This window comes from Acinetobacter sp. 226, from assembly GCF_048147925.1.
In the GTDB taxonomy this organism is placed as follows: Bacteria; Pseudomonadota; Gammaproteobacteria; order Pseudomonadales; family Moraxellaceae; genus Acinetobacter; species Acinetobacter pecorum.
In genome coordinates this window covers 23,510-36,361 of sequence record NZ_JAYWYX010000001.1, presented here as the reverse complement: position 1 = coordinate 36,361, position 12,852 = coordinate 23,510, and the positions used below count along the sequence as shown (strand labels likewise).

General features: G+C 43.9%; 10 protein-coding genes. 8 read left to right on the top strand and 2 right to left on the bottom strand.

Annotated elements, in window-relative coordinates; translation table 11 throughout:
- Nucleotides 1–6 precede the first annotated feature (6 nt).
- The 5 genes from VXP95_RS00150 to VXP95_RS00130 all read left to right on the top strand — a co-directional run bounded on the left by VXP95_RS00150 (nt 7) and on the right by VXP95_RS00130 (nt 7,234).
- Nucleotides 7–987, top strand: coding sequence for an NAD(P)H-dependent flavin oxidoreductase (locus tag VXP95_RS00150; protein WP_416711094.1), 981 nt, complete (start codon nt 7–9; stop codon nt 985–987).
- Between the two features lie 210 nt (nt 988–1,197).
- Nucleotides 1,198–2,997: an acyl-CoA dehydrogenase C-terminal domain-containing protein gene (locus tag VXP95_RS00145; protein WP_064101551.1), complete on the top strand. Its 1,800-nt coding sequence runs from the start codon at nt 1,198–1,200 to the stop codon at nt 2,995–2,997.
- A gap of 129 nt (nt 2,998–3,126) precedes the next feature.
- Nucleotides 3,127–3,966 (top strand): alpha/beta fold hydrolase, encoded by an 840-nt coding sequence (locus tag VXP95_RS00140; protein ID WP_416711092.1) that lies wholly within the window; start codon nt 3,127–3,129, stop codon nt 3,964–3,966.
- Nucleotides 3,967–3,978: 12 nt separating this feature from the next.
- Complete coding sequence (locus VXP95_RS00135) at nt 3,979–5,475, top strand: flavin-containing monooxygenase (RefSeq protein WP_416711090.1); 1,497 nt, start codon at nt 3,979–3,981, stop codon at nt 5,473–5,475.
- A 76-nt stretch (nt 5,476–5,551) separates the two neighbouring features.
- Nucleotides 5,552–7,234 carry an AMP-binding protein gene (locus tag VXP95_RS00130; protein ID WP_416711089.1) on the top strand — a complete coding sequence of 561 codons (1,683 nt, stop codon included), beginning with the start codon at nt 5,552–5,554 and terminating at the stop codon, nt 7,232–7,234.
- A 70-nt stretch (nt 7,235–7,304) separates the two neighbouring features.
- On the opposite strand, the gene VXP95_RS00125 is transcribed toward VXP95_RS00130, so the two are convergent.
- Complete coding sequence (locus tag VXP95_RS00125) at nt 7,305–8,528, bottom strand: CaiB/BaiF CoA transferase family protein (RefSeq protein WP_416711087.1); 1,224 nt, start codon at nt 8,526–8,528, stop codon at nt 7,305–7,307.
- A gap of 358 nt (nt 8,529–8,886) precedes the next feature.
- Between VXP95_RS00125 and VXP95_RS00120 the strand changes: the two genes are divergently transcribed.
- Nucleotides 8,887–10,158: an MFS transporter gene (locus tag VXP95_RS00120; protein WP_144723717.1), complete on the top strand. Its 1,272-nt coding sequence runs from the start codon at nt 8,887–8,889 to the stop codon at nt 10,156–10,158.
- Nucleotides 10,159–10,233: 75 nt separating this feature from the next.
- Here the strand turns inward: VXP95_RS00120 and VXP95_RS00115 are convergent, their stop codons facing one another.
- The gene (locus VXP95_RS00115) at nt 10,234–10,725 is read right to left on the bottom strand and encodes a MarR family winged helix-turn-helix transcriptional regulator (protein ID WP_064096841.1); all 492 of its coding nucleotides are present in this window, start codon (nt 10,723–10,725) and stop codon (nt 10,234–10,236) included.
- A gap of 502 nt (nt 10,726–11,227) precedes the next feature.
- Between VXP95_RS00115 and VXP95_RS00110 the strand changes: the two genes are divergently transcribed.
- Both VXP95_RS00110 and badI read left to right on the top strand, forming a co-directional pair.
- On the top strand, nt 11,228–11,992 hold the full coding sequence (locus VXP95_RS00110; RefSeq protein ID WP_416711085.1) for a glucose 1-dehydrogenase: 765 nt from the start codon (nt 11,228–11,230) through the stop codon (nt 11,990–11,992).
- A 75-nt stretch (nt 11,993–12,067) separates the two neighbouring features.
- Nucleotides 12,068–12,850, top strand: coding sequence for a 2-ketocyclohexanecarboxyl-CoA hydrolase (badI, locus tag VXP95_RS00105; RefSeq protein WP_101162355.1), 783 nt, complete (start codon nt 12,068–12,070; stop codon nt 12,848–12,850).
- Nucleotides 12,851–12,852: the final 2 nt, after the last annotated feature.

Genomic DNA, 12,852 nt, shown 5'->3' with positions numbered 1-12,852 from the left:
ATATTTATGAAAATTCAGACCCGTATTACCGAGCTTCTAGGCATTCGCTATCCAATTATTCAGGGCGGCATGATGTGGGTTGGTACCGCAGAAATGGCCAGTGCTGTATCTAATGCTGGTGGCTTGGGAACATTAACGGCATTGACTCAACCGACGCCTGAAGCCCTGGTCAAGGAAATTGCACGCTGCCGAGAAATGACCGATCAGCCTTTTGCAGTCAATCTGACTTTATTGCCCGCTGTAAATCCGCCGCCATATGCAGAATACCGACAGGCGATCATTGAAAGCGGTATCAAGATCGTAGAAACAGCAGGCAACAAGCCTCATGAACATATTGAGGCATTTAAGCAACATGGCATTATTGTCATTCATAAATGTACTTCCGTTCGTCATGCGCTTTCAGCACAAAGAATTGGTACGGATGTTATTTCGATTGATGGTTTTGAATGTGCGGGCCATCCGGGTGAAGACGATATTCCTGGCCTGATTTTAATTCCTGCCGCTGCTGATCAGCTCACTGTGCCGATTGTGGCCAGTGGCGGTTTTGCTGATGGCCGTGGTCTGGTCGCAGCTTTGGCTTTAGGTGCTGAAGGCATCAATATGGGTACACGCTTTTGTGCCACTCAGGAAGCGCCGATCCATCCAAACATCAAGCAGTTCTATGTCGATAATGATGAAAGGGCGACACATCTGCTGTATCGACAGTTCAGGAATACTGCCCGTGTTGCCAAAAATGCAGTATCTGATCTAGTGGTTAAAATGAGTGAAGATCCAGATCTGGAATTTGAACAGATTCGTCCCTATGTCAGCGGTTTAAAAGGCAAGCTCGCTTTAGAAAATGGCGATGTGGATGCGGGAGTTCTGACTGCAGGCCAAGTGATGGGATTGATTAATGACATTCCGACTTGTCAGGCGCTGATCAAAAATATCATGCAGGAGGCAGAGCAGATCGTTCATCAGCGTTTAGCTCAATTTTTTCCACGTTAATCAGCCTTAGTGCAGTCGCTGTATAGAAAAGCCATTCCACCATGAATGGCTTTTTTTATCCTGTATATTTTTTATTTTTAAATGGGAAATTTCATTGAATGACTAGATTTTATTCTTTAAATTATATTATAGTGGATTTAAAACATAATTTCGTATTATGAAATTAATTGTCATAAATATACAAATTAGAACTCATACAAGGGAATTACGATGAGAAATTATATTGCGCCATTAAAAGACATGAAGTTTGTCCTAAAAGACCTGTTAAACGTTGAACAGAAATATCAGGGCTATGCAAAATTCGCTGACAAGGTTTCTATGGATATTATGGAGCAATATCTGGAAGTTGCTGCGGACTTTTGCCAAAACGAACTTCTACCGATTAATGCGATAGGCGACCAGCAGGGTTGCCGTTTGCAGGATGGTGTCGTAACTACTCCAGATGGGTTTAAAGCGGCTTATGACAAATATGTAGAACTTGGCTTTACCTCTTTAACCGGTGATGAACAATATGGCGGTCAGGGCTTCCCAACTTTATACCGGATTGCTATTTCTGAAATTATTACTGCAACCAACTGGTCTTGGGGCATGTACCCAGGCCTGTCCCATGGTGCCATGCGTACTTTAGAGCACCACGGTAGCGATGAACAGAAACAGAAATTCCTGGTACCTTTAATTGCAGGCCGCTGGACTGGAACCATGTGTTTGACTGAATCTCATGCCGGTTCTGACCTAGGTTTAATCCGTACCAAAGCAGTGCCAAATGAAGACGGCAGTTACAGCCTCAGTGGTGAGAAAATCTTTATCTCAGCCGGTGAACATGATCTGGCTGAAAATATCGTGCATATCGTACTGGCACGTTTGCCAGATGCACCTGCGGGAACCAAGGGTATTTCACTGTTTATTGTTCCTAAATACAATCTGGATGAAGCTGGCAATGTAGCTTCCCGTAATGGTGTGGTGTGTAGCGCCATTGAACACAAGATGGGCATTCACGGCAATGCGACCTGTGTGCTGAATTTTGATAATGCCAAAGGTTTCCTGATTGGGCCTGAAAATCGCGGCCTGAACTGCATGTTTACCTTTATGAACTCGGCACGTATCGGTACAGCCATTCAAGGCTTGGCAGCAGCAGAATCTTCTTATCAGGGGGCATTGGCTTATGCCAAAGACCGTCTGGCGATGCGTTCACTTGAAGGTGCAAAAGCGCCAGGCCAGCCTGCAGATCCGATTATCGTGCATCCCGCAGTACGTAACATGCTGCTGACTCAAAAGGTGTTTGCAGAAGGTTCACGTGCACTGGCATATTATCTGGCGACCTATGCCGATATTGCTGAAGCAACGGATAATCCTGAAGAGAAGAAAGCAGCAGAGGATCGTCTGGCATTATTAACCCCAATTGCCAAAGCATTAATGACTGAAACCGGCATAGAAGCGGCTAAACATGGTATGCAGGTTTTCGGTGGTCACGGTTATATTGCTGAACATGGCATGGAACAGATTGCCCGTGATGCCCGTATTGCCAGCCTTTATGAAGGAACCACTGAAATTCAGTCCATTGACTTGCTGGCGCGTAAAGTGCTGAGTTCAAAACTGGGTCTGCTGACCGCATTGACTGATGAAATTCAGGGCTTTATAAAAGAGCAACAATATGCCCAGTTTAGCCAGCAAGTTGCACAAGTCAGTCAGTTGACTGAACAATGGCTGGAATTAACCAGAACCATTCAGGCACAGGCTCAGCAGTCTGCCAATGAAATTGGGGCAGCATCAGTTGACTACCTATATTTCTCTGGTTATGTCGTGTCCGCTTATCTGTGGCTGAAAATGGCAATTACTGCGCAACAGAAAATTGAAGAAGGCAATACTGATCCGTTCTATGCAGCCAAGATCAAAACTGCACAATTCTTCTTTGCACGTATTTTGCCAAGAACCTCAACCCACCTTGCCAATATTCAGGCGGGTGGTGAAAGCCTGTTTTTACTTGAGCCTGAAGAGTTCAAATTCGATTAAACCTTTTGACCCACGATACTCGTGTCGTGGGTCTTTTTTTAATAATTTTTGCATCCTAACCCAATTCAAATATTTAGATTTATTCTCGGGTGTTGAATAAACCATAAAACAACAAGATCAGGAGTCTATATGGATTTAGACATGATTACTCGACAGTGTCCCTATGCTGATCTGCAGCTTACTTTTCATGAAGTCGGACAGCGTTCTGCATTTCCCACCATTATTCTGATTCATGGCACCGGTGGAAATACCGACAAGCATTTCAGCTATATTTTTCCGATGTTGGGTATTCATCAGCGGGTTTTATCCATTGATTTGCATACCCCCGATAAAGCCGATCTGGCGGTGACTGATTTTAGCCAACAGGTTGAAGCACTGATTCAGCATGCGGTTGCAGCAGATGAAACCATTACAGTGGTAGGCTATTCACTCGGTGCCGTGATTGCTGCACAAGTAGCAGCCAGTTTAAAACAACGTGTAGCGCGTTTGATCCTGTTGGCCGGTTGGGCAAAAACCAGTTCAGTCCAACAACTGCGTACCACGATCTGGCAACAGTTATTTAGTGATCAATCTGCGGCCTTGCCGCATTTTGTCAATTATTGCCTGTATAGCGATGATTATTTGTCTGCACGTAGTGAACAGCAGGTGTTGGATCTGGCACGCTTTGTTAAACCTTCCCAGGATGCAGCCAAACAGCGTGAACTAAATTATCGCATTGATATTACATCGATCTTGCCTGAGATTCGTGCAGAGACGTTGATTGTGGCTTGCCGTGAAGACCGCATGGTGCCTGTAGCGCAAGCAAAATTACTGTTTGCTTCAATTTCGAACAGTCGCTATATCGAAATTTCTTCAGGACATGCGCTCTATATCGAAGCGCCAGCCGAAGTGGTGCAACTGGTCAACCAGTTTAGCCAGCATCCAGAACAATATCCGGTGAATCAAAAAATCCAGCCTTATATGCCTTAAAGGAGATAAATAATGCAAGCTCAAGGACAGCGCAGCAAGATTCTAATTGTAGGTAGTGGTTTTGGTGGATTAGGCATGGCAATCCGCCTTAAGCAGCAGGGCATCCACGATTTCAAAATTATTGAACGTGCAGCAGAAGTGGGCGGCACCTGGCGTGACAATACCTATCCCGGGGTTGCCTGCGATGTACCTTCCCATTTATATTCTTTCTCTTTTATTAAAAACCCCGACTGGTCACGCGTCTTTCCACACGGAGCAGAAATTCAGCGTTATTTAATTCAATGCTGTGATCAGGAAAATATCCGGCCACATATCGATTTTCATACCCAACTGGAAAAGGCCAGATGGAATGCACGAGAACGAATATGGGAAATTCACACCTCTACAGGTCTTTATCAGGCTGAGATCTTAATTACCGCAACTGGGCATCTGGCAGATGAGCATCTCCCGCAAATTCCGGGGCTGGAAGAATTTGAAGGCCAGGTCATGCATTCAGCACGCTGGAATCATCAGATAAGTTTGGAGAACCAGCATGTCGTTGTGGTGGGTTCAGGGGCTTCAGCCGTTCAGCTTGTACCGGAAATTGCAAAAACGGCCAAAAGCCTGACCGTATTGCAACGTAGTGCGCCCTATATTTTGCCCCGACCAGACCGACCTTATTCTGAATCAGAAAAACAGCTTTTCCGCAAAGATCCGGACAGTATGTCAGCCTTAAGACATTCCTTGTTTTGGGGCAATGAATACAATTTTGCCCAGCGCCGTAATCTGAAAAGCCAGTTTGAGCGGGTCAAGAAAAACTGCCTGCAATTCTTAAAACATCAGATTTCAGATCCTGAATTACAGCGCAAACTTAGGCCGAATTATGAACCTGGTTGTAAGCGCTTATTGCTTTCTAATGATTATTATCCGACTTTTCTAAAACCGCATGTCACGCTTGAAGGCTCAGCATTGGCAGAAGTTACGAAAGACGGTGTATTAAGCCAGGCTGGAAATAAATTTTCTGCAGATATCATCGTATTTGCGACAGGATTTGAAGCAGCACGTCCACCCTATGCCGCAAAGGTAGTGGGTAAACAGGGTTTAAGCCTGGAGCAGCAATGGTCCAGTGGTATGCAGGGTTATCAGTCAACGACCGTACACAACTTTCCAAACCTGTTCATCCTGAATGGGCCAAATACAGGCAGTGGACATAATTCAGCACTTTATTTTCTGGAAACCCAGTTTGATCTGGTGCTGGATGCCTTGCAGTTTTTTGAGCAGCAACAGATTCAGGTCTTTGAAGCAGATCAAGAAGCTGAAAATAGCTATATGCAGAAGCTACAGCAGCTTTCCCAAGGTAGTGTCTGGTTATCGGAAAGCTGTAAAAGCTGGTATCTGGACCCGGTCAGTCGCAAGCTGACTTTGGTCTGGCCTGATTATGCTCATTCATTTAGGGATAAAAATCAGCATTTTATTCGTAGCGGTTATCACTACAAGTATGTTGAATCGAGACAGCAGAAAGTGGTTTAAAAATATTTAATTAAAATCAAAATCTTATGGTTTAAATAATACAAAATAATTGTAAATCCAGGACAGGAGTATAGTCATGAGCAGTCAGCCATGGATGGAAGAATATAAAAAGTGGAATATCAATCCGGAGTTTACCCGGCCAGATCCTGAGAAAACGCTGAGCACGACAATTGCTGAGAATTTGGTGAAATTTCAGGATAAAACCGCATTTATCTATCTGGATCGCAAATTCAGCTATCACGATATCGATGTGTATAGCCAGAAACTGGCAAGCTATTTACAGAGTCTTGGATTGACTGCTGGCAGCCGTATTGCCGTGATGTTACCCAATATTATTCAGTATCCAATTGCGACCTTTGCCATTATTCGTGCCGGTTATGTGCTGGTCAATGTCAATCCCATGTACACCCAGCGCGAGCTCTATCATCAGCTACAGGATTCAGGTGCAGAAGCGTTGATTATCCTGAGACAGACTTTGGAGCAATTAACAGCACTAGATGAATGTCCTGAACTCAAATATGTCATTTCGACGCATCCGCTGGATTTTATTCAACAGCAGCCAAGTGCTATTTATAGTCAGGCAGTACAATATCCGGATCAACAGTTTTCTGACTTTAGGCAGGCAATAAATCAGGTAGAAATTATTGATTTCAAAACACCTGTACAGCATCAGGAAGATACGGTCATTCTGCAATACACGGGAGGTACCACAGGTGTTTCTAAAGGTGCTGAACTGAGTCACCGTAATATTCTATTTAATATCGCCCAGAACAGTACCGTATTTATCAGCCATTTTGGTGACCGTTATGCCACTGAAAATGAATATGTATTCTGTGCCTTGCCGCTGTATCACATTTATGGATTTACCATCTGCCTGTTCAGTTATGGTTTAAGCCGTGGTTTCGCCAATGTGCTGATTCCCAATCCGAGAGATCTGGATGCTTTGGCGGATCAATATCAGAAACATCCACCGACCGTTTTTCCGGGTGTGAATACTATGTTTAATGCCTTGGCGCATCATCCACGTTTTCGTGAACTGGATCATTCAAGCCTGAAAACCACAACCGGCGGAGGAGCATCTATTCTGAAAAATACGGCAGAGTTATGGCATGAGGTCACAGGCTGCCAGATTTATGAAGGCTACGGACTTTCTGAAACCTCACCAACTGCAACTTTTAACCCGCCTTTAAGCCGGCGATTTAGTGGCACGATTGGCTTGCCATTGGCAGGGACTGAAATTCTGATTCTGAATGATGAAGGAAAACCTGTAGCACTTCATCAGGCTGGAGAAATAGCCATACGTGGTCCACAGGTGATGAAAGGATACTGGCAGCAACCCGAAGCAACAGCACAGGTATTTACCAAAGATGGATTTTTTCTGACAGGTGATATCGGTTGTATGGATGAACAAGGCTATATCACCATTCTGGACCGCAAAAAAGACATGATTCTGGTGTCCGGATTTAATGTTTATCCCAATGAGCTGGAAGGCGTGCTGTCCAAACATCCTAAAATACTGGAATGTGCAGTGATTGGTATTGATGATGAAAAATCTGGACAGGTACCCAAGGCATTTATTGTGAAACAGGATGAAACTCTGACCCAAGATGAAGTCATGACTTATCTGAAGCAGCAACTGACCAGTTATAAACTACCCAAATACATTGAGTTTGTGGGTGGATTACCCAAGTCCGCAGTAGGCAAAATTCTGCGTCGTGAACTGCCTCGTACTGTTCAGTCGAGTGCCAAAGCCTGTTAAGGAATGATCTAGTCCATTAGATTTAAAATAAAAAAGGAATCGAAAGATTCCTTTTTTACTGCTTGCAGGCTTATCGCTGCTGGATGACTTTTTTGATTTTCAGTTCTTCTATTTCAGCAGAACTTAAATATTGACTCAAAATGGCATCGGTATCTTCACCCAGACAAGGTGGGGCCTTTTTATATTCTACCGGTGTCTTGGAGAGTTTAATTGGTGAACCGATTGAGGTGTAATCTTCACGTAAGGTATGCGGCATCTGAATCACCATATCGCGTGTCAATACCTGTTCTTCTTGCAACGTCTGTTTCAGGTCATTGATCATTCCTACCGGTACTTTAACCGCATGAATCAGATCCACCCAGGTTTTTGCCGGTCGAGTATAGAAATGAGCCTGTAGAACTGTGGTCAGTTCTTCACGATGTGTAACACGTCCTGAATTTTTCAAGAAGCGAGGATCTTCTGCCACCTTAGCCAAACCAACGGCCTGACACAAAGCTTGGAATTGCAGATCGTTGCCACAGGCAATAATAAATTCACCTTCCTGGGCTTTAAACACCTGATAGGGCACAATATTGGCATGTGCATTTCCGAAGCGACCGGGGACTTTGCCTGAGGTGAGATAATTCATGGCCAGAACAGAGAGGGAAGCAACCTGGGTATCTAACAGCGCCATATCAATATATTGACCTTCACCGGTTTTCTCACGGGACAACAAAGCCGCCTGAATGGCAATTGCGGCATATAAGCCGGTGGTCAAATCGGCAAAGGCCAGACCTGCTTTTTGCGGGCCACCACCGGGCAGGTCATCACGTTCGCCAGTGACACTCATCATGCCGCCCATTCCCTGAACGATAAAATCATAGCCCGGCTCTTGCGCACGCGGACCGTTTTGGCCAAAACCAGTAATAGAACAATATACCAGTCGCGGATTTAGCTCACTCAGACTTTCATAATCCAGCCCATATCGTTTCAAAGAACCGGCTTTATAGTTTTCAATGACTACATCACTCTGTTCAGCAAGTTTTTTGATAATACGTTGACCTTCAGGTGTAGATAAATCGATTGCAACCGAGTACTTGCCACGGTTGGCTGACAGGTAATAAGCCGATTCCTGGGTATCTTGTTGCTGATTGTTTTTAAGCCAGGGTGGTCCCCAGATACGGGTATCATCCCCATGATCCGGTTTTTCAATCTTGATCACTTCTGCACCCAGATCAGCCAGAATCTGGCTACACCAGGGCCCAGCCAAAATCCGGCTTAAATCCAGTACACGAAATCCTGTTAAGGCACCCATTATTACGCTCCCTGTTCGATCCTATTCAAATGACATATCGTTCTTATCCCTCTTTTTAAAGCTATATGAAAATGAAAGAACAATCAACTTTATGATAATAAATTTCGTATAACAAAATAAAACATCTAAAATGATTGAATATTCATCTTATTTTCTTTAGCCTGATGCAAATATAAGCATGAACGAGGAATAAGAGCTAACTGATAAAAAGGAAAAAGGGATCTCCCAGACAGGATTAAAAAAGGAGTCAATCAAGTGAATAAAAAACGGATTAGCCTTAAAGCATATTCATTAGCGGAATAGCTTTAAATATAAAAAGATCATGAAAACCTAAGGATAGGAAAACAGAGATTTAAATATGACGGATTTAGCTAGAGAATTAGAAAAGATTAAACCGACGACCAAACGAACCCAGCAAATTGCTTTTATTTTCGCTTTTCTGGCTTTACTGGTAGATGGCGCTGACATGTTGCTGTTGTCTTTCAGTTTAAATAGCCTGAAAGCAGAGTTTGGTCTCAGTAATCTGCAGGCGGGTACACTAGGCAGTTTTACCTTAGCAGGTATGGCGATTGGTGGCTTTATAGGTGGCTGGGCCTGTGACCATCTGGGCCGTGTACGTACCGTAGTCATTTCGATTCTGGTATTTTCTATATTGACCGCAGCCTTAGGCTTTGCACAAAACTTTGAACAATTTGCTGTTTTACGCTTTCTGTCTGCTTTCGGTATTGGCTCTTTATATATTGCAGCCAATACGCTCATGGCTGAATATGTTCCAACTGCATATCGCACCACGGTTTTAGGTACCTTACAGGCAGGATGGACCGTCGGTTATATTGTGGCCACTGTACTGGCAGGCTGGATCATTCCGGAATATGGCTGGCGAACCCTGTTTTTTATTGCCATTATTCCCTCGGTTATGGCGATTTTTATCCAGAAACTGGTTCCTGAGCCAGAATCTTGGCAGCGTGCACGTTTGCAGCGTCTATATGCCCCAGCTGAAATCACAGCACAGCAACCCGCCAAAAAAAGCACAGTTAAAGAGATTTTCGCGGATCATGCGAATCGCAGAATGTTTATTTTGTGGATCTTTACGGCCGGTTTTCTGCAATTTGGCTACTATGGGGTAAACAACTGGATGCCGGCATATCTGGAATCTGAATTGCACATGAATTTTAAATCCATGGCCGGCTATATGATTGGTACTTATGTGGCGATGATTTTCGGCAAAATTCTAGCGGGCTTTGCCGCAGACCGTCTGGGTAGACGCGCTGTCTTTTCGTTTGGAGCAATTGGAACGGCGATTTTCCTGCCCGTGATTGTGCTATTCAATACGCCAGATAACATTGCCTATCTGCTAATTTTCTTTGGCTTCCTGTATGGCATTCCATATGCGATTAATGCCACTTATATGACAGAAAGCTTCGCCACCTCGATTCGTGGTACTGCGGTAGGCGGTGCTTATAATGCAGGCCGTATTGGCGCCATGTTTGCCCCTGCAATTATTGGCGCGGCAGCTAGCGGTGGTTCAATTGGCCTAGGCTTTCTGATTATGGGCGGTGCCTATTTCTTGTGTGGGGCAGTGTCCGGGATATTCATCAAAGACCGTCAATACGATCCACAAAAAGCATAATTTCAACTTCAAAAAAAGAGCCTGAATACAGGCTCTTTTTTTATATTCATCAATTAAAGCTGTATTTCTATTTGTTTATTCTTGATCTGTTTCTTTATGCAGATGAATACTTTTTAAACCATCATTTACTTTATTGAGCAGATGAATCAGGGTAATCACATCGTCAAAGGCCAGCTTATTTAAGGCCTGACCATAAAAATCAAAGAAATCAGCTTGCAAGTTGTCCCATGTTTCCAAGCCTTCAGCCGTCAGTGCAACAATTTTAGCGCGGCGGTCCTGTTCACTAATGACCCGTTCCACCAGACCGTCACGTTCCAGCCGTTTTAACACTGCGTCCAGGTTTTGCCGGCTCACCCCGAGATATTCAGTCAGATCAGAAAAGGACATTCCTGATTTAACTTTTGGACGGGACAAAGCACCCAGTACTGCCCAATGCACTGGGGATATTTTCAGCTCATTGAGGCATTTACGGTCCAAACTGTTGCCCACCTGAAACAGCCGGAAAAAAAGCCGGTTATGAGCAGAATATAAGGATTGATCATATTTTTTTGACAAAGTATCACTCACAATAGTGGACATCCTCAAAACTGAAATAGCCGAGCCGCGCAGAGTATAGCCTATCGCTTTTTCGCACAAACCAGTTTCTATTATAATTTGTTTTAAAAATCATAGTGTTTTTGCAGAAATTTTCCTATTTAAATTCTGAGTCAATAAGTTTTATGGTTTGGAAATCTCCATTTTCTTTTCACTTCCATTGCGCTCACTCACCAAATATCTAAGGTTTTCTTCTCAATTTTAAAGGAATAAATTATCTGTCATGCAAAAGACATATTTTGACTCTAGAGTGAAGTCGGATTCAAATTAATCTAAAGCCAAAAACCAATATAGGTCAATACATTGAATAAATAAAAATATTAAGTTAATGATAAATATATAAATAATAATTTATAAATATTATTTTATGTAAATATATTGACATAAGTTCAATCTCTTTCTATTTTAGATAAAACACACCGAATTAAAACACCAGCCGATTAAATTCAACAACAAAATAGCGTAGGGATGAGCAATGAAAGGATTAAAAGACAAGGTTGTGATTGTGACAGGCGGAGCAGGCGGAATTGGTTCAGCCACCTGCCGACGTCTGGCAGAGGAAGGCGCCAAAGTCGCCATTTTTGATATGAATCTGGAAGCGGCTGAAAAGCTGGCGAATGAAATCAATCAATACGGTCAGGCACTGGCAATTCAGTGTGATATTACCCAAAGTGATGTGGTTGAGCAGGCGGTTCAAAAAACCGAAACTGAAATCGGTCCAATTGATGGACTGGTCAACAATGCCGGCTGGGATATTTTTAAACCTTTTGTTAAAACCAATCCGCAGGAATGGGAAAAACTGATACAGATTAATCTGGTCGGTATGCTGAATATGCATTTTGCAGTGCTGAAAGGCATGGTGGAACGCAATTCCGGCAGCATTGTCAATATTGCTTCTGACGCAGCCCGGGTCGGTTCTTCAGGTGAAGCAGTCTATGCGGCCTGTAAAGGCGGCTTGTTATCTTTCTCTAAAACGCTGGCACGTGAGCATTCACGTCATAACATCAAAATTAATGTGATTTGCCCGGGACCCACCGATACGGCTTTGCTTGCAGGCGTGACTGAAGGCGCATCAAATCCGGAAAAATTACGTGAAGCCTTTATTCGTGCCATTCCACTGGGTCGCTTGGGTCAACCGGATGATTTGGCTTCTGCCATTGCCTTTTTCTTGAGTGATGATGCTAGCTTTATTACCGGGCAGGTACTCAGTGTCTCTGGCGGTTTAACCATGAACGGTTAAACGGACATCATCATTAAATCTCATAACAATCACAGTTCAACCAGATAGATAAAAACAGTACAGGATGTAAAGAAAATGAATTTTGAAGATATCTTATATGAAGTTAAAAACGGTGTTGCCTGGATCACAATTAACCGTCCAGAAAAAATGAATGCTTTCCGTGGTACCACCTGTGACGAACTGATCAAGGCATTGAATAAAGCAGGCTATGATCGCAATGTCGGTGCAATTGTACTGGCAGGCGCGGGGGAGAAAGCTTTCTGTACCGGTGGTGACCAGTCCGCGCATGATGGCAATTATGATGGCCGTGGAACGATTGGCTTACCGATGGAAGAATTACATACCGCCATCCGTGATGTACCTAAACCGGTAATTGCACGCGTACAAGGCTACGCCATTGGTGGTGGCAATGTGCTGGCAACCATTTGTGACCTGACCATCTGTTCAGACAAAGCCATTTTTGGTCAGGTTGGTCCGAAAATGGGATCGGTTGATCCGGGCTATGGCACGGCATTTTTAGCGCGTGTGGTAGGTGAGAAGAAAGCCCGTGAAATCTGGTATATGTGCCGCCGTTATTCTGGTCAGGAAGCTGTGGAAATGGGTTTGGCGAATAAATGCGTACCGGCCGATCAACTGGATGCCGAAGTGCAGGCCTGGGCTGAAGAAATCTGTCAGCGTAGTCCGACTGCCATTGCAATTGCCAAACGCAGTTTCAATATGGATACCGCGCATCAGGCAGGTATTGCCGGCATGGGGATGTATGCGCTGAAACTTTATTATGATACTGAAGAGTCTCGTGAGGGAGTCAATGCACTGAAAGAAAAACGTCAGCCTGAATTCCGTAAATATGCCAAATAAGG

Excerpts from the sequence above, each read along its gene's own strand:
- VXP95_RS00125 (WP_416711087.1), bottom strand. The coding sequence starts at position 8,528 with ATGGGTGCCTTAACAGGATTTCGTGTACTGGATTTAAGCCGGATTTTG.
- VXP95_RS00130 (WP_416711089.1), top strand. The coding sequence starts at position 5,552 with ATGAGCAGTCAGCCATGGATGGAAGAATATAAAAAGTGGAATATCAAT.
- badI (WP_101162355.1), top strand. The coding sequence starts at position 12,068 with ATGAATTTTGAAGATATCTTATATGAAGTTAAAAACGGTGTTGCCTGG.
- VXP95_RS00110 (WP_416711085.1), top strand. The coding sequence starts at position 11,228 with ATGAAAGGATTAAAAGACAAGGTTGTGATTGTGACAGGCGGAGCAGGC.
- VXP95_RS00140 (WP_416711092.1), top strand. The coding sequence starts at position 3,127 with ATGGATTTAGACATGATTACTCGACAGTGTCCCTATGCTGATCTGCAG.
- VXP95_RS00135 (WP_416711090.1), top strand. The coding sequence starts at position 3,979 with ATGCAAGCTCAAGGACAGCGCAGCAAGATTCTAATTGTAGGTAGTGGT.
- VXP95_RS00150 (WP_416711094.1), top strand. The coding sequence starts at position 7 with ATGAAAATTCAGACCCGTATTACCGAGCTTCTAGGCATTCGCTATCCA.
- VXP95_RS00145 (WP_064101551.1), top strand. The coding sequence starts at position 1,198 with ATGAGAAATTATATTGCGCCATTAAAAGACATGAAGTTTGTCCTAAAA.
- VXP95_RS00120 (WP_144723717.1), top strand. The coding sequence starts at position 8,887 with ATGACGGATTTAGCTAGAGAATTAGAAAAGATTAAACCGACGACCAAA.